The organism is Endozoicomonas sp. G2_1 (assembly GCF_017744155.1).
GTDB lineage: Bacteria > Pseudomonadota > Gammaproteobacteria > Enterobacterales > Alteromonadaceae > JAGHQT01.
Map to the genome: position 1 here is coordinate 31,290 of NZ_JAGHQT010000011.1, position 26,809 is coordinate 58,098.

Here is a 26,809-nt window from a genome sequence, read left to right on the forward strand (position 1 = left end):
TAGTTTACAATTTAACTAATGCTAATTGCCCTGCTGATGCGGTTTTAAGCGCAGCGCTAAACTGCTCAAGGTTCGCACTTGGCAGTGACAAAGTCATGGCTATATGCTCACCATAGTCTTGCTCAATAACTTCACCACCTGCTTGCCCTAACAAGTGTAACACGCTATCAACTTGATTATATTGACACGCTAAGCCTCTATGTACCATAGGTATTTTAGTTTCGCTGGACAAAAAAGCGAGCGCTTCGCGGACACTAGCGCCATATGCCCGCTGTAAACCGCCAGTACCGAGTTTGGTACCGCCAAAGTAGCGAACAACGACCGCACATACTTCGCCAATACCACCACCTTGTAAGCTCGCTAACATAGGTTTACCCGCGGTACCACTGGGTTCACCGTCATCAGAAAATCCGTAGTGACGACTATCGTCAGCGGCTGCCGACAAATAAGCATAACAATGGTGAGAAGCATTGGGGTGTTGCTGTTGCAGCGCTTTAACGATAGTTTTAGCTTGATCCGTGCTCGTACAGGGCGCTAAAAAACAAATAAAGCGGCTACGGTTAACAATAATTTCATGTTCAACCTCACTCGCCGCTATCAGATAACTTTTACTCATCTAACCGAAAAAACTAGTCGAGTTTAGCGTCTCTGGTCATATTTTCATTGTGTGACTGGTGGACAATAATATTGTCCTCAATGCGAATACCACCGTAAGGGCGCATTTCGTCGACACTTTGCCAATTAACCATATCAGCATGTGCAGATGCTTTGAGGTCAGCCAGTAATGAGTCAATAAAATACAAGCCAGGCTCAATAGTAAATACCTGATTTGTTTCGACAACACGCGATGTTCTTAAGAATGGATGTTGCTCTGGCGTATTGACGTGAGTGCCGCGCTCATCAGCCATAAAGCCACCAACGTCATGAGTTTGAAGCCCTAAGTGATGACCCAAACCATGCGGGAAGAAGGTTGAGATAATACCTGCTTCATACGCTGTGTCAGCGTCAACGGTCAAAAAGCCAAACTCTTGTAATACTCGGCCAATATCTAAGTAAGTCGCGATGTGCAAATCAACATAACTCGCTCCCGGCTTTAAGCCAGCAACAGCATTGAGCATCAATTGGTCCATGCGTTTGATCAAATCGGCAAACTTGTTTTGCTCAAAGGCATAAGTGCGGGTGATATCTGATGCGTAGCCGTGGAAATTAGCGCCAGCGTCAATCAAGAAAGACTTGTGGGCCGCAGGTGCTGTCCGTTCAAGTGCCGTGTAGTGCAAAATAGCGCTGTTTTCGTTTAGCGCCACGATATTACCGTACGGTGTTTGATTATCAGTGTGCTCAGTGGCTTTCAAGTACGCTTGTTGAATAGCAAACTCTGTTTCACCTGCTAAAAACGCTTGCTTAGCGGCGATATGACCTTTTACTGCAATAGCGTTAGATTTGCGCATGCACTCTTGCTCGTAAGCGGTTTTATAAGCGCGATGGTAATGCAAATAACTCAACACGGGTTCAGGGTTAATGCTGTCAAAACCTAGTGCTTGTGCTACTTCAATATGCTCACCTAAGTAGGCATAGCCCTTTTTGTCGTATGGCAATACCTGTTCAATATCCGTTGCTTTAGTGATCACCGTAATATCAAAAAACGCGTTCCAGTAGCTATCTGGCAAGGCGATAACCTTGTGCCAAAAATCAACCGGTTGATAATAAACGAGCTTAGGTTTATCCGAACCATTAATGATTAACCAAGAGTTGGTTGCTTCAACCAAAGGTAACCAGTGCTTAAAGTGAGGATTAACCTTAAACGGATAACTCATATCGTCTAAGAATACTTTTAGTTCTTTACCTGAGTGAATCACTAAAGCGTCTAGATTTTCTCGCGCCAATACATTTTGAGCGCGCTGTTGTAGCTCACTAACATGAGCTGGATATAAGTTTGCGAGTGTCATTATTATTATCCACAGAGTTCAATTAATTCGATAATAGCACAAGGGTATAGTGTCTTGCGCTATCTATGCAATATTCAATACAAACAAATCGATAAATAAACAATTAAATTTTCATTGCGACGATTTTGGCAAACAAAGATTCGGTTTGACCGACCTTTAGTTGATAAATCTGCTGATATGCCATAACACTTTTGACATAGTCTCGGGTTTCTTTAAACGGGATAGTTTCAATCCACATATCCGCCGGCAAACTCGGCGTGTTTTGCAACCATTGTTTTACTCGATGTGGACCTGCATTGTATGCCGCCGTAGCCAAAATCGGGTTACCTTGATGACGGTCGAGCAAGCGCTTTAAATACTTAGTCCCTATTTTGATATTGTCGTCAGCATTGAGCAGTTTTTTGCTGGTAATGCGACGATCAACCTGCTTTGCGGTTGCAGGTAATACTTGCATCAAGCCTTTGGCACCAGCAGATGAATTGGCGTCAGACATAAACGAGCTTTCACGTCGAGTAATAGCAAAGGCCCATGCCGGGTTAATATTTTGTTTGCCTGCTTGCTGTTTTATTGCAGTATCAAAAGCAAGCGGGAAACGCAGCTCAACATCATTTAAGTAACCGACATTTGCCAAGGTAAATATCGCTCTGTCGTACCAACCCAGTTCATAAGCCAGTTTAGAGGCCACTAAACGGTCTCGTTCACTCGCCTTGCGATTCCAATAATTCCACTCACTGCGAGCTTGTTTATAACGACCTAGATGAAAAAATTCAAAAGCTCGTTTGAGTGGCAAGTTTTGTAATACTGCATTTTTCTCTGTCAATGATACCTTCAAAGGCTGATCTTTAAGGTTAAAGCCCTGGTCTAAATGCCCCGCGGCCAAAAAGCCGTAGTAATGACGTTCGTCAGCAAGCGCAATTAACAACTGCTTGGCTTGTTGGGTTTGCCCTCTTTCAAGCAATGCCCGTGCATACCAATAACGCCACTGTAAACTTTGCTGTGTTTTTTCGGGAAAGGTTAATAATTCTCGCTCGATAGCTTGCCAGTCTTGTTGCAGTAAACTATCAGCAATGCGCCATTGAATAACGTGATCGGTCATCATGTTCTCAGGCACATCGCGCAACCAGCTTTGCGCGTCTGGATGCTTTTTACTCGCCAGCGCTAAAGCAAATCGTTGCTTTACTTTACCTAATTGTTGTTCGGTAAAAGCAAACTGCTTAACGGCTTGTTGATAGGTTTTCAGTGCCCTATTTTGATCACGCCAAATATAACGCTTCAAACCGTAAGCAACTATTTGTGCTTCGCGATCTGATTTTTTTGGAAAGCGAGATAGTTTGCGAATGTAGCTCGGGTCTTTTCTCACCTTGTGAAACAAACGACCGAGGTATTGCTGGTTTTCCGGTAACAGGCTGGTTAAATACGGGATTAAGGTATGCTTACCGCCATCCGCAGCAAGTGCCAAGCGCTGCCACACCATATTTTCAGTGCGATAACCGGCTTGTTGCCAACGCTTAAACAAAGGGTCACACACTTTAGGTTGTGATTTGCCCACTAACCAAAGCTGATTTACTTTTGGTAAAACTCGCTGTTCACTTACACCAGCATTCAATTGAAACAAGGCATGTTGGCAGCGCAATTTAGGGTCTGAGGTCGGTTGGTAAAATTTTAAAAAGAGCGCTTGTCGGTTGCGTTTAGCCAAGTAATTCAACCATTTTTTGCGCAATGGCCAATCTAGTGGCGTGCCTTGGTAGCGTTCTAAAAATGCGTCTATTTCAGCAGCTTTAGACAAGGTTAATTTATGCATCAACCTTTGCTGATCGAGATAAGGCTGCAACGGATAATAATGTAGTTGGCGATACAAACTTTGGTATTTAGCAGAATCGGAGCGCCAAATGTGTTTTTCCGCTTCAACGTAAGTTTTGCGTTGTTCAATATTTTCAGCCTGACCTTGAGAGGCCCAAAGCGACAAACCAGCTGAAATCATTAACACGGCTTGCTTTAACATATGAGAAAAAGTCCTTTGCAAATCGAGATAAATGCCGACGAGAGCCGATTGCCCTCTTTGTTTTAAACTAGCATAAATGCCATTAAATATGCGACCTTATCAGTAGACAATTTCTTACTAAAAAAAGTTTATTTCAAACGTGGATTTTGTGATTTGGCTGGCAAAGGTTAGACTATGCGCTTAGCGTTTTAAAATTGAAAAGATTCACCATAAAAGCGACCTCGTCGTTTCAACGTAAACCGATAGTAATGACTCAAGATATATTCAACCAAGCCGATCACCAACTTGACGCCATAGGCCTGCGCTGTCCAGAGCCCGTAATGATGGTGCGCTTAAACATTCGCAAAATAAATGATGGTGAAACACTATTGGTAACAGCTGACGATCCATCAACGGCTCGAGATATTCCAAGCTTTTGCCGCTTTATGGACCACCAATTAGTTGCCAGCCAAACCGACGAAAAGCCTTTTCAGTATTTAATTAAAAAAGGTCTTTAGAAAAAGTTCTGTTATCTTGTTATCTTAAAGTGTTGTTTGAAATCGGTGAACTTAATACAGACCTTATTTAATAGTACTGAATTAAAATGAACTGCTTTTAGCGTTTTTTGAACCTCTTGGTTTAAAAGTGCTGTAGAATTTACCAGCACTTAACAAGAATATATTATTTATGAAAGGTCAAAAAAACTAGTATAAACTACTTATCCTCGTCTAAACCGAGTAAAGGAAGAGCTTTAGACAATACTTTTTGTGCTTTAAATGCCATAGCTGTCGCACTATCTACCTTAGAAAGTAATGATGCGATACTTTTCATGAAGGCAGGGTTCTTTTCCTTTGTAGAAGATAGTTGTTCTTGGTTCGCGACAATTCCCCCCAAACTTAACTGAAACGCACTTCTTAACCCTTTAGCTCCATAAATTTTATAATAATTTATTGAACGACGTATAGCCTCTAATGATTCTAGTATAAAGGTTTTAACATTAGGTTCTAAATCGGTATTAAATGTTGTTTCAAATAGCTCATCAACCATATTAGAAATATGAGATAACTCTTCTTTAGTTAACTCACCTTCATCATAATATGTTGAAAGTAAATCACTGCAAAAATGAAGCGACTGTAGGACAGTTTCATTAACTAGCTTAGCAGTATATGCAAAGTCGCTATCAAGATCGCCAGGAAAAACAGCTTTCTCTATTGCATCAAAATTTCGTAAATAAAGCTCTCCATTAGTAGCAACTCTACCAATCACCTCTTTTGTATCACGAACTAACTCATTGACAGCTAATATTGCATGAAATAAATCACTATCATCATCTGATTCTATTTCTAATATATCTTTCCACGCATCTCGAGCTGGAATAATTTTTAGAGGATCACTTTGAGACGAAAACTTCTCAAGAATATTAATTAATCTTCCAGCTGGATTAGTTGTATTAGTCAATTTGAATTTTCCTTTTTAACGTTCAAATCAGCCGCATAGTATTCATACCAAGCGGCATAATTCCGATTTTGAATTAGAGTAAAATAACTACGACTGTAGTAACGAGATATCGGCAATATCAAAGAAAGTATTGCGTACTTTATTGAGTAACGTTAAGCGATTGGTTTTAACTTGCAAGTCGTCAGCCATCACCATTACGTTGTCAAAAAAGTTATCAATCGGTTGTTTTAGCTGAGCCAACTCAGTTAACGACGCTTGATAGTCTTTTGCTGCCATCAAAGGCGCTACTTTCGCTTGAATCGCGTTAAAGCTCTCTGCAAGTTCTCGCTCTGCACTTTCTTCAACAAGCGCTTGGTTGAACTCAGCAAACAGTTCGCCGTCAAATTTAGCGAGAATATTACCGACGCGCTTATTGGCTGCCGCTAGCGCTGCCGCTTCAGTTAAGCTTTGGAAGTAGCTCACGGCTTTAATGCGCTGTTCAAAGTCTAATGGAGCCGTTGGCGCTTTCGCTAGTACCGCCTGAATTACGTCAACTGCAATGCCTTGCTCTTGATAAAACGCTCTGAAGCGTCCCATGACAAAGTCAATAACGTCAGTTAAAGTGTTGTCATTAACGAGCTTGTCACCGTAGTTAGCAATACTTTGTTTAACTAAATCGGCAATGTCCAATGGCAGTTGTTTTTCAATAATAATGCGAATTAAACCGATAGCGGCACGGCGCAATGCAAACGGGTCTTTATCGCCTTTTGGTGCTTGGTTAATGCCGAAAATACCAACCAAGGTATCAACTTTATCAGCAATGGCAACGGCGCTACCAATATTGCCTTTTGGCAAAGCATCGCCAGCAAAGCGAGGACGATATTGGTCTTCTAGCGCTTGTGCGATCGCTTCGGCTTCGCCGTCGTGACGAGCGTAGTACTTACCCATAGTACCTTGTACTTGCGGGAATTCTAATACCATCTCGGTCATCAAATCGGTTTTACTTAACAGACCCGCGCGGTAGGCTTGCTCAGCATCTTCATTTAACGCTTCAGCAATGGCTTTGCTCAACTGGCCAATACGCTCAGACTTGTCTTTCAAAGTACCCAACTGTTTTTGGAATAAAACTGATTCCAGACTTGCCAAACGAGATTCAAGCGATTGTTTTTTATCGGTTTTAAAGAAAAACTCAGCATCAGCCAAACGCGGACGAATAACTTTTTCGTTACCAAAGATAACTTGATTAGGCTCTTTACTGTCGATGTTAGCGACGAAGATAAACTGGTTTTTCAGATTGCCTTCGCTGTCTTTAACCGGAAAATATTTTTGGTGGTCCTGCATCGAGTAAATTAAAGGCTCTGGCGGTACCGCTAAAAATTCTTGATCAAAGCTGCCCACTAAAGTGACTGGCCACTCATTGATACTAGTAACTTCTTCAAGTAAGTCTGGGTCAACAATTGCTTCACCGTTAATTTGCTGAGCAGCTTTTGCCACTTGGTCAACGATTAACGCTTTGCGCTTGTCGTAGTCGGCAATCACATAAGCTTGCTCTAACGCAGCTTCGTAGTTGTCGGCGTGGTCTAACGTTACTAACCCTTGGTGATGGAAACGATGACCTTGCAGTTGATTTGAAGACTGAATTCCCAAAGCTTCACCGGCGATGACCTCGCTGCCGTAAAGCATGGTTAACGTATGCGCAGGACGAATAAATTGAATGCGCTCACTGCCCCAGCGCATAGGCTTAGGTATAGGCAATTTGTTTAGCGCATTAACCACCATAGTTGGGATAAGCTCAGCAACTGATTGGCCAGCTTGAGTTGCTTTGTGCAAAAGCCATTCGCCTTTATCTGTGACTAAACGTTCAGCTTGCTCAACAGTAATGCCATTTGAACGGGCCCAACCTTGTGCCGCTTTACTTGGCTGACCTTGGTCATCAAAAGCAACATTGACCGCAGGGCCGCGCTTTTCAACAACTTTATCAGCTTGTTTGACTTGTAGTTCTTTTACCTGTATTGCCATGCGACGAGGTGAGGCAAACCATTTAATATCGCTAAAGCTCAAGTCGGCACTTTCAAGCTGAGTTTTAATTTGCGTGAAAAAAGTCTCAGCAAGTGTGCTCAGTGCTTTTGGTGGTAGCTCTTCTGTACCTAATTCAATTAATAGTGTTTCAGTAGTCATTATGCCTTTTCCTCAGCTGATTTTTCGTTGCCTGCAGCTAATGGGAAACCCAATGCTTCACGCGCATTGTAGTAAGCTTCGGCACAAGCTTTTGCCAAGGTTCTAACTCTTAAAATATAACGCTGTCGTTCAGTCACAGAAATGGCGTGACGTGCATCTAATAAGTTAAATGCGTGCGATGCTTTCATCACTTGCTCGTATGCTGGTAACGGCAATCCCTTTTCAATCAGGTTTTGTGATACTTTTTCACACTGATCGAATTGATGGAATAAATCGCTAACATCAGCGTGTTCAAAGTTGTAAGCGGATTGCTCAACTTCGTTTTGATGGAAAACGTCACCGTAAAGCACTTTGCCCATAGGGCCGTCAGTCCAAACTAGATCGTAAATGCTGTCCACGTTTTGAATATACATCGCAAGGCGCTCTAAACCGTAGGTGATCTCGCCGGTTACTGGAGAACACTCTAAGCCGCCCACTTGTTGGAAGTAAGTAAACTGGGTGATTTCCATGCCGTTTAGCCATACTTCCCAACCTAGGCCCCAAGCGCCAAGTGTTGGTGATTCCCAGTTGTCTTCAACAAAGCGAATATCGTGAACTAATGGATCTATGCCTAACTCTTTTAATGAGTTTAAGTAAAGCTCTTGAATGTTTTTAGGGTTCGGCTTAAGCATTACTTGGAATTGGTAGTAGTGCTGAAGGCGGTTTGGATTTTCACCGTAGCGACCGTCGGTAGGACGACGGCACGGTTGTACATAAGCGCTGCTCATTGGCTCCGGTCCAATCGCCCGTAAGAATGTCATAGGGTGAAATGTACCAGCTCCTACTTCTAAGTCTAATGGCTGAATAATTACACAGCCCTGGCGCGCCCAATAATCTTGTAATTGTAAGATTAGGCCCTGAAAAGTTTTAATATCAAAGCTACTCATGTTGTTCCAATCTAGAGCAAAAGCTCTTAGTTGTTATTTAACGGTTAGCTATGTGCTTGCCGCTAAACCTTAGTGAATAAAAAAATAGTCGCCTAGTATACCCAATGGCGTTTATTTCGCCTAGGGCTAAGGGCTAAGATTCATCAGGTTTTCATCTAAAACCAAGCTTTTATTGTGCACAAAAAAAAGAGCTACTAAATTAGCAGCTCTTTCAATATGACTTATTTCTGTGATCGCTGTAACTACAGACGCAAACTACACATCTAAGTTCGACACTTTAAGTGCGTTGTCTTCAATGAAGTTACGACGCGGCTCAACATGGTCACCCATCAATGTATTAAACAACTGGTCAGCAGCAATGGCATCTTCAATAGTTACACGAAGCATACGGCGCGTTTCTGGATCCATGGTGGTTTCCCAAAGTTGGTCTGGGTTCATTTCACCTAGACCTTTGTAACGCTGTATGTATTGTCCGCGTTTTGATTCAGCCATCAACCAATTTAACGCTTCTTCAAAACTGGCTACAGGCTTAATTTTTTCGCCACGCTTAATGTAGCCACCCTCTTCAATTAATCCGCTTATCGCCTTGTTTAAACTGATAATCGACTCAAACTCTTTTGAGGTTAAAAACTCATAGCCACAGTTGTATTGCTTGTCGATACCGTGTTGACGCACATTAAATTTCGGGTAGAAAATTTTGCGTTCTAGGTCTTGCTCAACTGAGACAGAGTAAATAGAACCATTACCTTCTTGGCTTTCAAGTTGCTCAAGAATATCTTTCGCCCATGCTTCAACTTTTGCTTGGTCAGTTAAGTCACTTTGCTCTACCGCTGTTGAGTACACCATGCGCTCTAAAATTTCACTTGGCACTTGGCGTGAAACACGTTTAATCGTTTCAAACGTTTGGCGATACTGGTTAACGATTTGCTCTAAAGCAACACCTGAAATCGCAGGAGCAGATTCATTGACATGAAGCTCAGCGTTTTCAAGTGCTAAGGTTGTTAGGTATTCTGTTAAGGCTTCGTCGTCTTTAATATAGCGCTCTTGTTTGCCTTTTTTCACTTTATAAAGTGGTGGCTGCGCGATATAAACATAACCACGTTCCATAATTTCGGGCATTTGACGATAGAAAAAAGTCAGCAACAAGGTACGAATGTGAGAGCCGTCAACGTCAGCATCGGTCATAATGATGATGCTATGGTAGCGCAACTTCTCTGGGTCATATTCATCTCGACCAATACCACAGCCCAATGCGGTAATTAGCGTGCCCACTTCAGCAGATGATATCATCTTGTCGAAACGCGCTTTTTCAACGTTAAGAATTTTACCTTTCAAAGGCAAAATTGCTTGGTTTTTACGATTACGACCTTGTTTCGCTGAACCACCCGCAGAGTCACCCTCCACTATATATAATTCAGATAACGCAGGGTCTTTTTCCTGACAATCAGCTAATTTACCTGGTAAACCTGCGATATCTAAAGCACCTTTACGACGTGTCATTTCACGAGCTTTTCGCGCCGCTTCACGAGCTCTGGCTGCATCGATAATCTTCATAATGATTGTCTTAGCAACGTTAGGGTTTTCTAATAGATATTCACCTAACTTTTCACCCATGGCTTGTTCTACTGCTGTTTTAACTTCGGAAGATACGAGCTTATCTTTGGTTTGAGAAGAGAACTTAGGATCAGGTACTTTTACCGAAATAACAGCAGTCAAACCTTCACGGGCATCATCGCCGGTCGCACTCGTTTCACCTTTCTTACTCTTGTTTAAACCTTCTTTAACCATGTAGCTATTTAAGGTACGCGTTAAGGCTGTTCTAAAACCACTAAGGTGAGTACCACCATCGCGTTGTGGAATATTATTGGTGAAACAGAAAATATTTTCTTGGAAGCCATCGTTCCATTGCATCGCCACTTCAACAATAATACCGTCATCTTTTGCTAAGTCGAAGTAAAACACTTCTTCATTGACTGCGGTTTTGTTGGTATTTAAGTAGTCAACAAAAGCTTGAATACCACCTTCATAGTGGAAGTGCTCTTCTTTACCTTCTTCACGCTCGTCGATTAATCGAATAGAAACGCCAGAGTTTAAGAATGATAATTCACGGATACGCTTAACAAGGATATCGTAGTGAAATTCAATATCAGAGAAGATTTCTGCACTTGGCCAAAAGCGAACTTCAGTACCAGTTTGGTCACTTTCTCCAATAACCGTTAGTGGCTCTTTTGGCTCACCCAAGTGATATTCTTGCTCGTGAAGTTTACCATCGCGTCGGATAGTCAGTTTTAGCTTGTCACTTAAGGCATTTACTACCGAGATACCTACGCCATGCAGACCACCAGAAACTTTATAACCAGAGTCTTCACCACCAAATTTACCACCAGCATGAAGTACTGTCATAATAACTTCTGCCGCTGACACACCTTCTTCCGGGTGAATCGCCGTTGGAATACCACGTCCATCATCTTTTACAGAAACAGAACCATCAAGGTGAATAGTTACAATAATATCACTACAATGACCGGCAAGTGCCTCATCGATAGAGTTATCTAGTACTTCAAATACCATGTGGTGTAGGCCGGTGCCATCATCAGTATCACCGATATACATCCCTGGTCGCTTACGGACAGCATCAAGGCCCTTTAAGACCTTAATACTCGATGAGTCATAATTATTTTCTTCTGTCATAGCATTTAGCCTATTTATCTATTTCTACTATTTCACCATGTTTCACGTGAAACATCTTATAGTTTTTATCTTGTGGAACCAAAGGTTCTAGCACAATTTCTTCAATTGCCGTGATTATCACCTGACAATCTATGGCATCAATCGCTTTAGCTAAGGCGGTTCTTGAATGAATATCAAGTTCAGCACCTATATCATCAATAAGCAAAATTGGTTTTACTCGCTTAACTTTTTCTATCAACTTCGCCTGTGCGAAAGTTAACGCGAGTAAAAACAACTTTTGTTGACCACGAGACAAGGTGTGCTCTAGGGCAGCTCGTCCAATGACAAAGCGAATATCATACTTATGTGCCCCACTTGTTGTGTGGCCAAGTTCGATTTCTTTTTGTTGACTGGCTGTCAGTATGTCTTTTAACGTCTTCTTTTGATTCCAGCCTTGAAGATATTGAATTTTAATATCCTGCTTTAGCTCAGGCAATAATATCGCCAACCACTTACCTACTTCAGTCGTTAAATCGTCGATATAATGTTGTCGTTGTTCGGCGATTAGCTCGGACAAATGACAAAATTGCTGAGTCCAATATTCTAACATATTGTGCTGAGCAATCGATCTTAAACACGCATTTCTTTGTTTTAAAACTTTGCTGAAGTCTCGCCATAAATGTGAAAATTGATGTTTCACGTGAAACATCCCCAAATCAACAAAACGTCGGCGTTCTTTTGGTCCACCAAAAAAAAGTTTAAAACTTTCCGGCGTGATGATTTGGACTGCGATGTTAACCGCTAATTCAGACAGTCGAGAAAGTCGCTCGCCGTTTAACTTGAGTTCAGTTTGTCCGCTAGTAAAATTCTTCTTTAAACCAAACTGGTTGTCGCGGCTAAATGCGCTTAGCACAAATTCACTTTGTTCATGATGACACAAACTGTCTAACTTAGTGGTTCGAAATGACTTGCCATGCCCCAAGAAAAAAACAGCCTCTAAAAGGCTGCTTTTACCACTACCATTATCCCCTAGAACAAAATTTACATCCGGATGAAACTCTAAAGTATTGGAGGCTAAATTTCGAAAGTGATATGGCGTAAGTTTAGTTACACTCATATAAATTGGCGGCAACTCAAACTACAAGCGCATTGGCATAACAACGTACAAGGCTTCTGATGAATCATTACCTTCTATGACGACACTGCTACTAGCATCAGACAATGTGAATTTAACATCGTTATCTTTAACAGCATTGAGTACATCAAGTACGTAACTCACATTAAAACCGATTTCTAACGCTTCAAACGGAAAATCAATTTCAATAACTTCTTCTGCTTGTTCTTGCTCAGGGTTGTTAGCCGTAATCTTTAGTTCTTGATTTTCAAAGTTTAAGCGAACGCCTTTAAACTTTTCATTCGACAAAATTGAAGCACGAGACAGCACCTGCTTTAACTGGTCTTTATTAGTTCTAAGCTCTTTATCACCATTGCGAGGTAATACTCGGCGATAGTCAGGGAAACGGCCATCAACAAGCTTACTGGTAAAAGAGAATTCACTATCAATAATACGAATGTGGTTTGCACCAAGATAAACTTGAATTTCATCGTCGACAGGATCAAGTAAACGAATAATTTCTAGAATACCTTTTCTCGGCACAATCACCTGTCGAGATGGCAGTGACAAGCTGTCATTCGTAATTTTACAAATAGCTAAACGGTGACCATCAGTAGCGACTGAGCGAATATCACTACCTTCTGTTTCAATAGACATACCGTTCAAGTAATAACGAACGTCTTGGTTAGCCATCGAGAAATGCGTGCTTTCAATAAGTCGCAACAATTCAGATTTAAGCAACTTAAACTCAGTGTCGCCTTGCCATTGTTCTATGTTTGGAAAATCAGTCGCGGGTAAGCAAGCTAATGAATATTTACTTCGACCTGAACTAATCGTGACATTGTCATTTTCACTGGCAAATGTCAGCATTGAGTCTTCAGGCAGACTTTTACAAATATCGAGAAGTTTTCGCGCAGGAATAGTGACCTGACCACCTTGACCCTGATTGTCGACCTGACACTGAGAAACCATTTCAAGTTCTAAATCAGTGGCAGTCAACGTAAGTAATTGCTCACTTATATCGAACAATATATTGCTTAAAATAGGTAAAGTGCTCTTGCGCTCAACTGCGCCAGATACTAATAAAAGCGGTTTAAGTAGTGCTTCCCTATTTACTGAAAACTTCATTTTTAACCCTTAATTATTGAGCTTACTTGTTACTGATATTACGAGGACAAGGTTCTGCTTAAATTAGAGTAATCTTCTTTAATATCATGGCTCTCTTCTCTAAGTGCCTTAACCTTGCGGCATGCGTGAAGCACTGTCGTGTGATCTCTACCGCCAAAAGCATCGCCTATTTCAGGCAAACTATGGCTGGTAAGCTCTTTCGAGAGTGCCATGGCAATTTGTCTCGGCCTAGCGACAGAACGGCTGCGTCGTTTAGACAATAAATCAGCAACTTTAATTTTGTAATATTCAGCAACGGTACGTTGAATATTGTCTATAGTAACAAGCTTATCTTGAAGTGCCAGTAAATCTCGCAATGCTTCGCGAACAAAATCTATTGTAATCGCTCGACCAGTAAAGTTAGCATTGGCAATCACCCGGTTTAACGCACCTTCTAAGTCGCGAACATTGGCGCGAATACGCTTAGCGATAAAAAACGCAACTTCATCGGCAAGGTTGATCTGACGCTCAAAAGCTTTCTTTTTCAAAATAGCTACCCGGGTTTCAAGTTCAGGTGGCTCGATAGCAATCGTTAAGCCCCAACCAAAGCGAGACTTCAAACGATCCTCTACCCCGTCGATCTCTTTTGGGTAACGATCACTGGTCAAAATAATTTGCTGGTTGCCTTCAAGCAGCGCGTTAAAGGTGTGGAAAAACTCTTCTTGAGTTCGCTCTTTGTTGGCAAAAAACTGAATATCATCAATGAGTAACGCGTCAACTGAGCGATAGTATTGTTTGAACTGCTCGATAGCATTATTTTGTAATGCTTTAACCATATCTTGAACAAAGCGCTCCGAGTGCATATAAGCAATCTTAGCTTTCGGGTTGTTCATTAAAATACCGTTACCGACCGCGTGCAATAAGTGAGTTTTACCTAAGCCGGTATCACCATATATAAACAGCGGGTTGTATGCAGAGCCGGGATTGTCGGCTACTTGTGAAGCCGCTGCGCGCGCTAGTTGGTTTGACTTACCTTCAACAAAATTATCAAACGTATACTTAACAAAAACGTTTGTCGTTTTAGGTAAATTAGCTTCTGGTTGTGCTGCGCTATTGTTACTTGTCGGCGCACTGATAGGGCTTGCCTGACTTGGCTGAGCCGGCTTATTTTGCGCAGGTATGCTACCGACATCAAATCGCAATAGTGGCGGATTACTAGGATCCTGCATCGCAACGAGTTCGTTGATTCGATTTACATATTTTTCACGAACCCAATCAAGAACAAATCGATTAGGGGCATATAAAGTAAGTATATTGTCGTCAACAACGCACTGCAGTGGTCTAATCCACATACTAAATTGCTGAGCGGGTAATTCTTCTTCTAATACAGACAGGCAACTCTGCCAGAGTGAGTGTTCCACTCTTTGACTCCTAAAAATTTGTCACCTTATATAAACAAGTATCTACCAATTATTGTGCAAACCAACAATTTAAAGACTACTGTGCCCACGACTAAATATCTGTAAAGGGCATAGGAAAGGATCGAAAATGAAAATTATTATTTTGTTTTGTCTCAGCATTTGCGCTAGCGATCATATAATTTGGCGATCCTAAAGGGATCTTGAACGAGCTTGGCAAACGATCTGTGATCTATTATCACTTTAGTTATCCACAAGTTCAATATTGACTTTTATTAATTTAGCGATTTCCCACTAATTTTTTCACAGGCTTGTTATATCTACCCTGCGAGCCAAATAAGATCTTATAATCTTTAAAATAGCAAGCAATTATTGTTAATAAACACCTGTAAAGATCCACAGCTTACTAAAAGGTACCGATCCACCTGTGGATAGATTTAGCGTATTAGCTAGAGGTATTGTCGGATCGATCAACTTTGTTGGATCCTTAATCAATTTTTTCTTATTTCCCGTTGACAAAAGTTAAGCGCGGCTATAGAATCACGCCTCATTTTTTAGACATCAGTGTGCTCAATACGGCGGTTTGCCAGGGCAACAACAACCGACGGAAATAGCGTAATGAAAAGAACATTTCAACCTAGCGTATTAAAGCGTAAACGTAATCACGGCTTCCGTGCTCGTATGGCTACTAAGAACGGTCGTGCAGTATTAGCACGTCGTCGTGCTAAAGGCCGCGCACGTTTAAGCGCTTAATCTCTTAATTATTTTTAGGAGACAGTAGCCTCTATGGTTACTAGAAAATTTAACCGGGAGTCTCGTCTTTTGACTCCCGGTCACTTCAAACAAGTTTTTACTCATCCTACTCGTTTTTCTTCAAAACACTTTACTGTTCTGATTACTGCTAATCCACAGCAGCAAAACCGTTTGGGCTTAGCAATAGCCAAAAAACGCGTCAAACTGGCCGTGCAAAGAAACCGAATTAAGCGATTAACTCGAGAAAGCTTTCGCCTAAATCAACATCGTCTGCCTGCTATTGATCTTGTGGTAATGGTAAAATCAGGTATTGATGAACTTGAAAACAAAGACATTAATCACCAGTTAAATGGCATATGGCGAAAAATCATTCAGCGTCACAAAAAATAGCCATTGGTGTAATAAAGTTTTATCAAAAATTTATTAGCCCCCTACTTGGTGTAAACAAGTGTCGTTTCCATCCAACTTGCTCATTTTATGCCATTGAAGCAATAAATCGCTTTGGTGTGTTAAAAGGTGGTTGGTTAGCGAGCAAACGTATACTAAAATGCCATCCTTTACATGCGGGCGGCAATGATCCCGTTCCACCCAAAAAACAAGAGAACAAATAGCTTATGGAATCTCAACGCAATCTACTGGTTATTGCACTATTAGTTGTTAGCTTTTTCCTCTATCAAGAGTGGCAACAAGAAAATGCCCCTGTTGTTGCACAGCAAACATCTTCAGTTAATTCAGCAGAGCAAAGCGAAGCTGATGCTGAAGAATTTGTGCCAGCATCATCAGAGCAAACCGCTTTACCGCAAGTAAGCAAAAACACCAAAGCACAGTTAATTGAAGTGACTACTGATGTTTTTACCGCCAAAATCAATAGCCAAGGCGGTGATATTGTCGAAGTAACCTTGCTAAATTATGAAACTGAGCAAGGCAGTGGCACACCACTAACGATTATGCACGACAACAATAGTCAGTACGTTGCGCAAAGTGGCTTAACGGGTGCAAATGGCCCAGATCGCTTAGTTAAAGGTCGTCCTATTTATCAATCTGACGCCACCAGCTATCAACTAAGCGATAACGCCGACAACTTAGTGGTAAAACTTAACTATGTCGACGCTAACGGCTTAACCGTAGTAAAAAGCTACACCTTTACCCGCGATAGTTACGACATCAAGCTTGATTACCAAGTAATTAATAGCACAGCCAATAACGCTAGCGTGCAACTATACGCGCAATTAAAGCAATCAACTTATGTCGATACTGGTTCTAATGCACTGATTCCAACCTATCGCGGTGCAGCGTACTCAACAGCTGATGAGCGCTATGAAAAGTACGACTTTGATGATATCGCTGATGCAAACTTAGAGAAGTCTACTCAAGGTGGTTGGGTTGCCATGTTGCAACATTACTTTGTTGCCGCATGGGTACCAAATGCCAGTGAAATCAACCAACTGTATACAAAGTCTGTTAATAGTGGGCAAAAATCAGTTATTGGTTTTAAAGCGCCTGCGGTTATCGTACCAGCCCATGGTGAAGCAACAACATCAGCGGTGTTATATGTTGGTCCAAAAATTCAAGATGACCTGGAGCAACTCGCTGACGGCTTAGACCTAACGGTAGACTTCGGCTTCTTGTTTATGATCAGTAAGCCACTTCACTGGCTATTACTTCAGATTCAAGCATTAGTCGCTAACTGGGGTATTGCCATCATTATTATCACCATTATTGTTAAAGGTGTTATGTACCCGCTAACTAAAGCTCAGTACACTTCAATGGCAAAAATGCGTGATCTACAGCCAAAAGTTACCGCGCTTAAAGACCGCTATGGCGACGACAGACAAAAAATGTCTCAAGCGATGATGGAGCTTTATCGCAAAGAGAAAGTGAACCCAGCAGGTGGTTGTTTGCCTATCCTTATTCAGATGCCTATTTTCTTAGCGCTTTACTGGGTGTTCTTAGAGAGTGTTGAATTGCGTCACGCTTCATTTGGCCTGTGGTTACAAGATTTATCGTCACAAGATCCATACTTTATCTTACCTATCTTAATGGGTGTAAGTATGTTCATTATGCAAAAAATGCAACCGATGACTATTCAAGATCCGATGCAGCAGAAAATTATGCAGTACATGCCTGTCATGTTCACCGTATTCTTTTTCTTCTTCCCTTCAGGCCTAGTTCTATACTGGTTGGTTAGTAATATTATCTCTATTGTTCAAATGAAGATAATTTTCTCAGGCATGGCAAAAGCCAAGCAAAATAAGTAATCAGCAATCGCTAAAATATTGAGCAAGGCGGCTATTTAGCCGCCTTTCTTTTATCTGTATAATTAATTGAATTCAGGTTAGTTCAAAAACACCGACAACATTAAGCCAAAACAACTATGAGCCAAGCACAATTACCCAGTAATCAAGAAACCATCGCCGCACAAGCGACGCCACCGGGTCGAGGTGGTGTTGGCATTATTCGCGTATCAGGGCCTGCAGCCAGCCAAGTTGCCGAAAAAATTCTAGGTAAAGTGCCCAAGGTTCGATACGCGGAATATTTACCATTTAACGACAGTCAGGGACAAACCTTAGATCAAGGTATCGCTTTATTTTTCAAAGCACCCAATTCATTCACCGGTGAAGACGTGCTCGAATTACAAGGTCACGGCGGGCCAGTTATTCTCGATATGTTGCTCAAAGAGATTGTCAACGCGAGTAATGTTCGAATGGCAAAACCCGGTGAATTCAGCGAACAAGCATTTTTGAACGACAAGCTCGATTTAACTCAAGCAGAAGCTATTGCCGACTTGATTAACTCTAGTTCAGAACAAGCGGCTCGATGTGCCTTACATTCACTACAAGGGGACTTTTCAAAGCTCGTTCATCAACTCGTTGAAGAAGTTATTCACTTGCGGATGTATGTTGAAGCAGCCATTGACTTTCCCGAAGAAGAAATCGACTTTCTCGCCGATGAAAAAGTGGTTAACGATTTAAACGGCCTTATCGAACGAGTGGAATCAGTTAAGCAACAGGCACAGCAAGGCGCTATTGTTCGCGAAGGCATGCGAGTGGTGATTGCCGGTCGACCAAACGCGGGGAAATCAAGCCTGCTCAACGCGCTAAGCGGCAGAGAGAGCGCAATCGTTACTGATATTGAAGGTACGACTCGTGATGTATTGAGTGAACAAATTCACATTGACGGCATGCCCCTACACATCATTGACACCGCAGGCCTTAGAGAAAGCCCAGATAAAGTTGAACAAATAGGTATTGAGCGAGCCTGGCAAGAAATAAAACAGGCCGATCGCGTGCTACTCATGCTAGATTCAAATCAAGCACAGCCTGAAGATATTACGACTTTTTGGCCTGAGTTCTTTGAACAGTTACCCGAAAATATTGGTTTAACCTTAGTGCGAAACAAAGCAGATCTAAGCGGGGTAGCAACAGGCTTTGACAACGGCTCTGCAAGCAGCAGTAAACACCCAACGGTAACGCTCTCAGCAAAAACTGGTGCGGGTTTAGCAGAGCTAAAACAGCACTTAAAAGACATTATGGGTTACCAAGGAAACACCGAAGGCGGTTTTATGGCGCGCAGACGCCATTTAGTTGCGCTAGAAACCGCCCACCAGCACTTATTAACCGGAATGGATCAGTTGCAAAGCTATGTTGCCGGTGAAATCTTGGCGGAAGAATTGCGCATTTGCCAACAAGCGCTCAACGAAATTACTGGTGAATTTACTAGTGATGACTTGCTAGGAAAAATCTTCTCGTCGTTCTGTATTGGTAAATAAGCGTTATCAAAAAGTAACTAGCAGTGATGATTTCGTAAGTTTCACATATAAAAGGCATAGTATTAACTATGCCTTTTTTATTAAGAAAATCTTAACCTTTGACCAAACAAACTAACGTTTTTGTTCAACACATTTTGCTAACATCTGGACATTGTACTGCTTCATATAACGCATTAGCTGTTCTCTAATACGAGGATCGTCAGTTCTGCGCTTTAGATCGCCAGTGCCAGAAATATAATTAGCACCACATAAGGCTTTGTGTTCTTGATACAAGCTGTGATCAAGGCCTGGAAACTGTGGCAACCGCGTTGACGTTGACAATAAACGAAAATCTTTTTTATCGACGGCATCGGTAATATCTTGCTGCAAGTTGATATTCGCATCGGCATCAGGCGACTCGGTTAATTGAGGCTGATGTTGACAACCAGCCACAAAAACCAATGAGATCAAACTAAGTGTTATTGTCGATTTCATTAACAGCTCCTATTCAGTACTTGCGCTTAGAGTACCTTAAACCAAACATCACCAACAGAGCCAACCAAAAAGCAGCACCGCCGCCAGAGTCTGAGCTTGCAGCAGGAGCGGGTGTTGGATTAGGTGTTGGGGCTGGCGCAGGCGCCGGAGCATTAACTGTTATAGTAAGTGTTGCACTAGCATTACTATTAGCACTATCGCTAATCGTATAGTTAATCGTTTCCGTACCATTAAAACCCGACGCTGGTGTATAGCTAATTTGATTGTTAACAATACTGGCTTGCCCAGTACCACTATAGTTTATTGTACTTAGCGTCAAAGTATCATTAGCGTCAATATCAGTGTCGTTGCCAACAACATCAATAGTTTGCTGACCAGCGTCTTGATTAATAGTCAAAGTATCATTGTTAGCAACAGGTGCATCATTAACCGGATTAACCGTAACTTGGGCAACAAATGTCGGTGTTTGCTCTGCACCGGCGTTAGCAGTTACATTAACTTGAAGTTGGCCATTAAAATTCGCCGATGGTGTCACCTGATTATTGCTAACTGTGTAGTTATCTCCTGCAGCTACGGTAATACTATTTGCTACCCGGCCTTGAACAATAAAATTAGCAACAGATAACGATAAACTTTCATCTTCATTAACTGACAATGGCGTAATCAAACCAGTAATAGCAAAAGCTAGTCCTTGACTATTCACTGAAAAATTTCCCGAATTTACAGCGAAAAAGACATTGTTAATACATGAGATTCTCAGTCTGGCATCAGTACTGGTAGCCGCTGGCAACTCAACGTCAAAGCTGCCGTCATTAGGCGTGCTTTGTGCGAGACTTATTGTGTAATTGGCACCGCCATCAAGTGATAAATCGATCGCTACGTTTGGACATGAAATTGGCGTTTGATCGGTTTGCGCAACATTCCATCTAATGGTTTGTTGTGGCACTGTCCAGCTAGATCCAGCGCTCGGCTCTGCTACAGAGAAAGCCTCGCCTGTATCAACAACCGTAACCACAGTGTTATCACTGGCGACACCTCCTTTATTATCGCGAACAATCAAACGAAAATTAAGATCGCGATTCGTTGTCGCGTAAGTTTCCCCTAAGGTTAAGGATCCCGATAATACATCGCTAATTTGTGGAAAGGTTCTACTCGCCGTGTCTTTTGGCGCAAATGCCCTAAACAACGGACGTTGGCCATCATCAATTTGCTCTGCAGTACCGTTACTGCCTGGTCCTAAATCAAACTGCTGCCAATCATAAGTTAACGTGTCGTTATCTTGGTCTGAACCAGATCCCGTTAAAGTAAATGGCGTATTTGCTGGAATAGTGAAATTGTTGCCGGCCTCAGCTACTGGTGTTCTATTACTCTGCTCGGTACTACTACCACAACTAGTAAACCGCCCCAAATGGCTGTTTATCTCATCCATAGAATGACCGTGAAAAACAGGATCTGCATTGCGTTGTAGGTTCTGACTACCACAAATCCCCGCATAAGCCATGATTGTAGAACCACTACCAACTTCATAGCTACTGCTGGCCGAGCGATTACCATTACAAGCACCAGTTAAACCATTAAAAGTGTGATTTGCGCCAAATTGATGACCCAACTCATGGGCGACAAGATCAACGTGAAACGAATCGCCAACAGGACGTGATGAGCCGCTGGCACCACCACCTTTAATACTATCGCGACAAACAGCACCTAAAAACGCCAAGCCACCACCATCAGTAGTCAAGACATGGCCAACGTCATAACTGGCAGCACCAATGCGCTCAGAAATTACCTGCGTTGCCTCACTGCTATCATTATCCAATTCATTTTGAAAAGGATCGGTAGCTGCATCAGTAAAAATTAATTGTTCATTGTTGGCAACTAAGCTCATTCGAACAGCCAACTCTTGTTCGTAAATCATATTCATGCGATTTACGAGTGTTGCGAGTTCAGTCATGACATTACTAACGCTGCCGTGAAATTGCGTATATTCACCGGTTGTCGTAATAGCTAAACGATATTCTCTAAGCGCTACAGGTGTCCGAGCGAGCTTTTCAGTATTTGCTGTTTCCTGAGTTTTACTACTTAAGGCTGGAGAATTATTTATCGGAGCTTTTAAAGTAATGCGTTGGTCAGCTTGACTAACAGCGTCCGACTTATAATAGCTAGTGTAAATACGATCGTTATTCAAATACTTGGGATCTAAATAAATCAAGCGCCCTTGGTCGTAAAACATACCGCGAAGACCAGCGGGCGTTAGCTCGAATTTACCAACATTAGTAGGATCATCAACTTGATAACCATCATATGTCTTCAACTCGGGATATTTTGCTGTCAGACCTTGAGCTAGTGCAGTATTAGCCTTAAGTTGGTAGGTGACCATTTTACCTGTTGGTAACGGCACACTAACCATTAGCTGATTTGCCCTACCAGACAAAACGGCTAACTGTTCTATTGCAAGTTCAGCGGTAAACTCTTTTTTCGCATATATTCTGTGATGCTGTTTATCATTTGCCGCGCGCTCAATTTTACTTGAACTAAAAGGCGTCCACGCATTACTAGCCAATTCTTCTTGACCATAGCTTTGTCCAGATATCAACAACAACAAACAAGATACCACACTCGTTTTATTCATAACTCAACCACCTGTAGTTAAATAATTCATCATTAACTGTATATCAATAGACCAGCTTTGTATTAAAAACATACAAAAAACCAACAAAACACAACATTGATCGACAAACAACAACGAGTTAAACCTAATGCGTTATCAATGCTACACTGGCGACATCAATAAATAAGATAGGATCCAAAATGGCAAACATTTCAATCATAGTAGGCAGTATGTTAGGTAACGCTGAGTACGTTGCAGAAGCCTGCGAGCAAACCTTAGTTGAGCTTGGTCATCAAGTTGAGCTGCATTTTTCACCCAATTTAACTGACATTGAGCAGAAAAACCGCACATGGTTAATTTGTACATCAACTCACGGCGCCGGAGACTATCCAGACAATATTCAGCCGTTTGTCGATCAACTCACAGCATCAAAACTGAACTTTGATCACAACCAATTTTTTGTTATTGGTCTTGGTGATAGTAACTACGACACTTTTTGCTACGCCGCAAAAAACATTAAAAAACTAATGATATCAAAAGGTTCAAAGGAATTAATTGAATTATTAACACTCGATATCAGTTGTGATATCGATCCAGAACAAGCATCACAAGATTGGATTATTAAAAACCAAGATCAGTTATCATGATCTTATAAATAGGTTATTCACAAAAATACATAATTTTAGATCGATGTGTGGATAACTCTGTGATCTAATTATTAAAAACTTATGATTATCCCGTGTACTAAATAAATATTTAATTTTGCTGTGGATAAAACAGCTATTTGATCAGAGTTTATTTGCTACTTGATCAAGCCTTGATCACAGGATCCGATCTAAACTAACAACTTAATATTGTTAAAAAAAATCAACTTACTAACAGAAAAGCACGATCTTAATAAAAACAACAATAAGATCTTTATATAGATCTTTATATATTATTTACTGATCACACATAGATCAGAACAAGATCTTTTTTACATCAGATCGTTTTCTTCATTAGAAAAAGAGAGTAAAATAACCGCCCTATTTTTTGCAGGTAACCTATAAGTATGTGGTATCAAGAAAGTTATGACGTAATTGTTGTCGGCGGTGGTCATGCTGGCACAGAAGCTTGTTTAGCAGCAGCTCGCATGGGCTGTAAAACTTTATTGCTTACTCACAATATTGATACTTTAGGTCAAATGTCATGTAATCCTGCGATTGGTGGTATTGGCAAAGGACATTTAGTTAAAGAGATCGACGCCTTAGGCGGCTTAATGGCAACGGCTATCGATCACGCTGCGATCCAATTCCGCACCTTAAACGCGAGTAAAGGCCCAGCCGTTCGAGCAACCAGAGCGCAGGCAGATCGCGCCTTATACCGCGCTTTTGTTCGTAGCTACCTAGAAAACCAAGAAAACCTGACAATATTCCAACAACCTTGTGACGATCTGATTATTGAAGACGATCAAGTGGTTGGTGTTTCAACGCAAATGGGCCTTAAATTTAAAGGAAAAACGGTTGTTTTAACAGTTGGAACTTTCCTTGCAGGCCAAATTCACATTGGCTTAAATAACTATCAAGGTGGTCGAGCAGGTGATCCTGCCAGTGTAAATTTAGCCAGTCAACTCAGAGATTTGCCGTTTAGGATTGATCGCTTAAAAACCGGTACACCACCGCGTTTAGATGCCAGAACATTAGATTTCTCAGTTATGGAAGAACAACCGGGCGATACACCGCGACCGGTATTCTCCTTTATTGGTGATCGTTCACAGCATCCTGAGCAGGTTCCTTGTTATATCACCCATACTAACGAAAAAACCCATGATATTATTCGCCAAGGTTTAGACCGCTCCCCTATGTACACAGGGGTAATCGAAGGTATTGGGCCGAGATATTGTCCGTCAATCGAAGATAAAATAATGCGCTTTGCCGATAAGCAAAGCCATCAAATCTTTGTTGAGCCAGAAGGTTTAACCACCCACGAAATTTATCCAAATGGCATTTCAACTAGTCTGCCATTTGACATCCAAATGGAGCTAGTTCGTTCAATTAAAGGTTTTGAAAACGCCCATATTACTCGCCCGGGTTATGCAATTGAATACGATTATTTTGATCCACGCGATCTCAAACAAAGTCTTGAAAGCAAATTTATTAAAAATTTATATTTTGCTGGCCAGATCAATGGTACTACCGGTTATGAAGAAGCCGGTGCACAAGGTTTGGTGGCTGCCACTAATGCTGGTTTACGCGTTCAAGAAAAAGACGAATGGATCCTTGGTCGTGATCAAGCATACATGGGCGTACTTATCGACGATCTCGCGACGCTTGGAACGAAAGAACCTTACCGCATGTTTACTTCGCGTGCGGAGTACCGTTTGTTATTGCGCGAAGACAATGCCGATATCCGCTTGACGGAAAAAGGCCGAGAGCTCGGTTTAGTATGCGATAAACGCTGGGCGCGCTTTAATGAGAAAATGGAAAATATCGAACTTGAGCGTCAGCGCTTAAAGTCAACTTGGATCACCAAAGATCACGTTGCCGTTGGCGAGCTCAATCCGCAATTGAAAACGCCGATCAGCCGTGAAAATAGCTTAGAAGATATTCTTCGCCGCCCTGAAACTCGTTATCAAGAGGTGATGGCGATTGAAAGTTTAGGGCCTGGCTTAGCCGATACACAAGCTGCTGAGCAGGTTGAGATCCAAATTAAGTACGCCGGTTACATCGACCGTCAATTGGATGAAATCGCTAAGAAAAAGCGTCACGAAAATACCCTGATTCCAATTGATTTCGATTACGGTCAAATTTCTGGTTTGTCGAATGAAGTCGTCGCTAAGTTAAGCGATGCTCGTCCTGAAACCATTGGTCAGGCCTCAAGAATTTCTGGTATCACCCCCGCCGCAATTTCGCTATTATTAGTTTATCTAAAAAAACACGGTTTATTACGCAAGTCTGCATAAGACTTGCGATACCATATCCTTAATAAAAAATTCATTTATATCACATGACATTAGCTCATCAGCTTGATAGCTTACTTGATCAAACGCCATTACAAGTAAGCCCTGCTCAACGTCAGCAATTAGTTGCCTACGTCGAGTTATTAAACAAATGGAACAAGGCTTATAACTTAACCTCGGTACGCAACCCAGAAGATATGTTGGTAAAACATATTTTAGACAGTTTAGTGGTTGGCCCTAAGTTAGCTGGGCAACACTTTATTGATGTTGGTACTGGTCCTGGTTTACCTGGAATTCCTTTGGCAATCTTGTATCCGGAAAGAAATTTTGTTTTATTAGATAGCCTAGGGAAAAGAATTACCTTTTTAAGACAAGTTGTTTTCCAACTGAAATTAACCAATGTAACGCCAATGCTGTCGCGGGTTGAAGAGTTTCAACCAGAGCAACCGTTTGACGGCGTGTTAAGTAGAGCTTTTGCTTCACTGCAAGATATGGTTAACTGGTGTCAGCATTTAATCGACACAAACGGTCGATTTTATGCGCTCAAAGGGTTACTCCCTGAACAAGAGTTTTCTGAGTTACCTGACAACATTCAGGTATCTGCTAGTCACCAATTACAGGTGCCGCAGTTAGATGGCGAACGCCATTTAATAGAATTGATCAAGCTTAACTAACGAGTTCGAGGATACTGTGGGTAAAATAATTGCAGTTGCCAATCAAAAAGGTGGTGTTGGTAAAACCACTACATCGGTTAATTTAGCTGCATCGCTAGCAGCCACCAAACGCAAAGTGCTTTTGATCGATCTCGATCCTCAAGGCAACGCGACGATGGGCAGTGGCGTTGATAAATACGACGTTCACGCAACGTCATACGAGCTTTTGATCGAAGAACAACCGCTTGAAAAAGTCGTGGTAAAAGAAACCGAAGGTCACTACGACTTAATTGCCGCTAATACCGACGTAACAGCGGCTGAAATCAAATTAATGGAAGTATTTGCCCGCGAATTAAGACTGCGTAACGCACTGGCTCCGGTGAAAGACTACTACGATTTTATTATCATCGACTGTCCGCCGTCATTGAATATGCTAACGGTTAATGCGATGGCGGCGGCTGACTCTGTATTGGTGCCGATGCAGTGTGAGTACTATGCCCTTGAAGGTTTGACTGCCTTGATGGATACCATTTCTAAGCTTACTGCGGTGGTCAACGAAAACTTACATATTGAAGGTATTCTGCGAACCATGTACGATCCGCGTAATCGCTTGGCCAACGACGTATCTGAACAGTTGAAAAATCACTTTGGTGACAAAGTGTATCGCACCGTTATTCCACGCAATGTTCGCTTAGCTGAAGCGCCGAGTTTTGGTGCTCCAGCGATGTATTACGACAAATCGTCTACTGGCGCGAAAGCTTATTTGGCCCTCGCTGGTGAAGTGTTACGCCGCAGTGAACAAGCGCAAACTGAAGCTAAGCAAGCCGTTAGTTAATT

General features: G+C 41.8%; 22 protein-coding genes. 10 read left to right on the plus strand and 12 right to left on the minus strand.

Annotated features, from left to right (window positions below; translation table 11 throughout):
* Window positions 1-4: 4 nt before the first annotated feature.
* From J7384_RS12910 to J7384_RS12920, 3 genes are all read right to left on the minus strand, one after another.
* A complete protein-coding gene (locus J7384_RS12910; RefSeq protein WP_209114692.1) occupies window positions 5-616 on the minus strand; it encodes a YigZ family protein in 612 nt (203 codons plus the stop codon).
* A gap of 13 nt (window positions 617-629) precedes the next feature.
* Window positions 630-1,946 carry a Xaa-Pro dipeptidase gene (gene pepQ / locus J7384_RS12915; protein ID WP_209114694.1) on the minus strand — a complete coding sequence of 439 codons (1,317 nt, stop codon included), beginning with the start codon at window positions 1,944-1,946 and terminating at the stop codon, window positions 630-632.
* Between the two features lie 103 nt (window positions 1,947-2,049).
* On the minus strand, window positions 2,050-3,948 hold the full coding sequence (locus tag J7384_RS12920; RefSeq protein WP_209114696.1) for a transglycosylase SLT domain-containing protein: 1,899 nt from the start codon (window positions 3,946-3,948) through the stop codon (window positions 2,050-2,052).
* 248 nt (window positions 3,949-4,196) lie between these two features.
* Here J7384_RS12920 and tusA point away from each other — a divergent pair, with 248 nt between their 5' ends.
* Entirely contained in the window at window positions 4,197-4,445 is a 249-nt protein-coding gene (gene tusA / locus J7384_RS12925; protein WP_209114698.1) for a sulfurtransferase TusA, read from the plus strand.
* A gap of 196 nt (window positions 4,446-4,641) precedes the next feature.
* On the opposite strand, the gene J7384_RS12930 is transcribed toward tusA, so the two are convergent.
* The 7 genes from J7384_RS12930 to dnaA all read right to left on the minus strand — a co-directional run bounded on the left by J7384_RS12930 (window position 4,642) and on the right by dnaA (window position 14,780).
* Complete coding sequence (locus J7384_RS12930; RefSeq protein ID WP_209114700.1) at window positions 4,642-5,385, minus strand: hypothetical protein; 744 nt, start codon at window positions 5,383-5,385, stop codon at window positions 4,642-4,644.
* An 87-nt stretch (window positions 5,386-5,472) separates the two neighbouring features.
* A complete protein-coding gene (gene glyS / locus J7384_RS12935; RefSeq protein ID WP_209114702.1) occupies window positions 5,473-7,542 on the minus strand; it encodes a glycine--tRNA ligase subunit beta in 2,070 nt (689 codons plus the stop codon).
* Window positions 7,542-8,468 carry a glycine--tRNA ligase subunit alpha gene (gene glyQ, locus J7384_RS12940; RefSeq protein ID WP_209114704.1) on the minus strand — a complete coding sequence of 309 codons (927 nt, stop codon included), beginning with the start codon at window positions 8,466-8,468 and terminating at the stop codon, window positions 7,542-7,544. Before glyQ ends, glyS begins: the two co-directional genes overlap by 1 nt.
* A gap of 255 nt (window positions 8,469-8,723) precedes the next feature.
* The gene (gene gyrB, locus J7384_RS12945) at window positions 8,724-11,159 is read right to left on the minus strand and encodes a DNA topoisomerase (ATP-hydrolyzing) subunit B (protein ID WP_209114706.1); all 2,436 of its coding nucleotides are present in this window, start codon (window positions 11,157-11,159) and stop codon (window positions 8,724-8,726) included.
* A 10-nt stretch (window positions 11,160-11,169) separates the two neighbouring features.
* Window positions 11,170-12,255 (minus strand): DNA replication/repair protein RecF, encoded by a 1,086-nt coding sequence (gene recF / locus J7384_RS12950; RefSeq protein ID WP_209114707.1) that lies wholly within the window; start codon window positions 12,253-12,255, stop codon window positions 11,170-11,172.
* A gap of 21 nt (window positions 12,256-12,276) precedes the next feature.
* Window positions 12,277-13,380: a DNA polymerase III subunit beta gene (gene dnaN / locus J7384_RS12955; RefSeq protein WP_209114709.1), complete on the minus strand. Its 1,104-nt coding sequence runs from the start codon at window positions 13,378-13,380 to the stop codon at window positions 12,277-12,279.
* Between the two features lie 38 nt (window positions 13,381-13,418).
* Window positions 13,419-14,780 carry a chromosomal replication initiator protein DnaA gene (gene dnaA / locus J7384_RS12960; protein ID WP_209114711.1) on the minus strand — a complete coding sequence of 454 codons (1,362 nt, stop codon included), beginning with the start codon at window positions 14,778-14,780 and terminating at the stop codon, window positions 13,419-13,421.
* Between the two features lie 615 nt (window positions 14,781-15,395).
* Here dnaA and rpmH point away from each other — a divergent pair.
* The 5 genes from rpmH to mnmE all read left to right on the plus strand — a co-directional run bounded on the left by rpmH (window position 15,396) and on the right by mnmE (window position 19,299).
* A complete protein-coding gene (gene rpmH / locus J7384_RS12965; protein ID WP_074496262.1) occupies window positions 15,396-15,530 on the plus strand; it encodes a 50S ribosomal protein L34 in 135 nt (44 codons plus the stop codon).
* A gap of 33 nt (window positions 15,531-15,563) precedes the next feature.
* Complete coding sequence (rnpA, locus tag J7384_RS12970; protein ID WP_209114713.1) at window positions 15,564-15,920, plus strand: ribonuclease P protein component; 357 nt, start codon at window positions 15,564-15,566, stop codon at window positions 15,918-15,920.
* Window positions 15,887-16,141 carry a membrane protein insertion efficiency factor YidD gene (gene yidD / locus J7384_RS12975; RefSeq protein ID WP_209114715.1) on the plus strand — a complete coding sequence of 85 codons (255 nt, stop codon included), beginning with the start codon at window positions 15,887-15,889 and terminating at the stop codon, window positions 16,139-16,141. Before rnpA ends, yidD begins: the two co-directional genes overlap by 34 nt.
* Window positions 16,142-16,144: 3 nt before the next feature.
* Window positions 16,145-17,788, plus strand: a complete 1,644-nt coding sequence (gene yidC, locus J7384_RS12980) for a membrane protein insertase YidC (protein ID WP_209114717.1) — start codon at window positions 16,145-16,147, stop codon at window positions 17,786-17,788.
* Window positions 17,789-17,904: 116 nt separating this feature from the next.
* Entirely contained in the window at window positions 17,905-19,299 is a 1,395-nt protein-coding gene (gene mnmE / locus J7384_RS12985) for a tRNA uridine-5-carboxymethylaminomethyl(34) synthesis GTPase MnmE (protein WP_209114719.1), read from the plus strand.
* Window positions 19,300-19,410: 111 nt separating this feature from the next.
* Here the strand turns inward: mnmE and J7384_RS12990 are convergent, their stop codons facing one another.
* Both J7384_RS12990 and J7384_RS12995 read right to left on the minus strand, forming a co-directional pair.
* A complete protein-coding gene (locus tag J7384_RS12990) occupies window positions 19,411-19,773 on the minus strand; it encodes a hypothetical protein (RefSeq protein WP_209114721.1) in 363 nt (120 codons plus the stop codon).
* 13 nt (window positions 19,774-19,786) lie between these two features.
* Window positions 19,787-22,402 carry a reprolysin-like metallopeptidase gene (locus J7384_RS12995; RefSeq protein ID WP_209114723.1) on the minus strand — a complete coding sequence of 872 codons (2,616 nt, stop codon included), beginning with the start codon at window positions 22,400-22,402 and terminating at the stop codon, window positions 19,787-19,789.
* A gap of 179 nt (window positions 22,403-22,581) precedes the next feature.
* On the opposite strand from J7384_RS12995, the gene mioC reads away from it, so the two are divergent.
* The 4 genes from mioC to J7384_RS13015 all read left to right on the plus strand — a co-directional run bounded on the left by mioC (window position 22,582) and on the right by J7384_RS13015 (window position 26,807).
* The gene (gene mioC, locus J7384_RS13000) at window positions 22,582-23,028 is read left to right on the plus strand and encodes an FMN-binding protein MioC (protein WP_209114725.1); all 447 of its coding nucleotides are present in this window, start codon (window positions 22,582-22,584) and stop codon (window positions 23,026-23,028) included.
* A gap of 404 nt (window positions 23,029-23,432) precedes the next feature.
* Complete coding sequence (mnmG, locus tag J7384_RS13005; RefSeq protein ID WP_209114727.1) at window positions 23,433-25,322, plus strand: tRNA uridine-5-carboxymethylaminomethyl(34) synthesis enzyme MnmG; 1,890 nt, start codon at window positions 23,433-23,435, stop codon at window positions 25,320-25,322.
* A gap of 44 nt (window positions 25,323-25,366) precedes the next feature.
* Window positions 25,367-25,993, plus strand: a complete 627-nt coding sequence (gene rsmG, locus J7384_RS13010; RefSeq protein ID WP_209114729.1) for a 16S rRNA (guanine(527)-N(7))-methyltransferase RsmG — start codon at window positions 25,367-25,369, stop codon at window positions 25,991-25,993.
* 16 nt (window positions 25,994-26,009) lie between these two features.
* The gene (locus J7384_RS13015) at window positions 26,010-26,807 is read left to right on the plus strand and encodes a ParA family protein (protein WP_209114731.1); all 798 of its coding nucleotides are present in this window, start codon (window positions 26,010-26,012) and stop codon (window positions 26,805-26,807) included.
* Window positions 26,808-26,809 lie beyond the last annotated feature (2 nt).

Coding starts and splice junctions, on each gene's coding strand:
- dnaN (WP_209114709.1), bottom strand. CDS start 13,380: ATGAAGTTTTCAGTAAATAGGGAAGCACTACTTAAACCGCTTTTATTA.
- J7384_RS12920 (WP_209114696.1), bottom strand. CDS start 3,948: ATGTTAAAGCAAGCCGTGTTAATGATTTCAGCTGGTTTGTCGCTTTGG.
- glyQ (WP_209114704.1), bottom strand. CDS start 8,468: ATGAGTAGCTTTGATATTAAAACTTTTCAGGGCCTAATCTTACAATTA.
- rsmG (WP_209114729.1), top strand. CDS start 25,367: ATGACATTAGCTCATCAGCTTGATAGCTTACTTGATCAAACGCCATTA.
- J7384_RS12995 (WP_209114723.1), bottom strand. CDS start 22,402: ATGAATAAAACGAGTGTGGTATCTTGTTTGTTGTTGTTGATATCTGGA.
- mioC (WP_209114725.1), top strand. CDS start 22,582: ATGGCAAACATTTCAATCATAGTAGGCAGTATGTTAGGTAACGCTGAG.
- glyS (WP_209114702.1), bottom strand. CDS start 7,542: ATGACTACTGAAACACTATTAATTGAATTAGGTACAGAAGAGCTACCA.
- tusA (WP_209114698.1), top strand. CDS start 4,197: ATGACTCAAGATATATTCAACCAAGCCGATCACCAACTTGACGCCATA.
- yidC (WP_209114717.1), top strand. CDS start 16,145: ATGGAATCTCAACGCAATCTACTGGTTATTGCACTATTAGTTGTTAGC.
- yidD (WP_209114715.1), top strand. CDS start 15,887: ATGGCGAAAAATCATTCAGCGTCACAAAAAATAGCCATTGGTGTAATA.
- J7384_RS12990 (WP_209114721.1), bottom strand. CDS start 19,773: ATGAAATCGACAATAACACTTAGTTTGATCTCATTGGTTTTTGTGGCT.
- mnmG (WP_209114727.1), top strand. CDS start 23,433: ATGTGGTATCAAGAAAGTTATGACGTAATTGTTGTCGGCGGTGGTCAT.
- rpmH (WP_074496262.1), top strand. CDS start 15,396: ATGAAAAGAACATTTCAACCTAGCGTATTAAAGCGTAAACGTAATCAC.
- mnmE (WP_209114719.1), top strand. CDS start 17,905: ATGAGCCAAGCACAATTACCCAGTAATCAAGAAACCATCGCCGCACAA.
- J7384_RS12910 (WP_209114692.1), bottom strand. CDS start 616: ATGAGTAAAAGTTATCTGATAGCGGCGAGTGAGGTTGAACATGAAATT.
- rnpA (WP_209114713.1), top strand. CDS start 15,564: ATGGTTACTAGAAAATTTAACCGGGAGTCTCGTCTTTTGACTCCCGGT.
- gyrB (WP_209114706.1), bottom strand. CDS start 11,159: ATGACAGAAGAAAATAATTATGACTCATCGAGTATTAAGGTCTTAAAG.
- recF (WP_209114707.1), bottom strand. CDS start 12,255: ATGAGTGTAACTAAACTTACGCCATATCACTTTCGAAATTTAGCCTCC.
- pepQ (WP_209114694.1), bottom strand. CDS start 1,946: ATGACACTCGCAAACTTATATCCAGCTCATGTTAGTGAGCTACAACAG.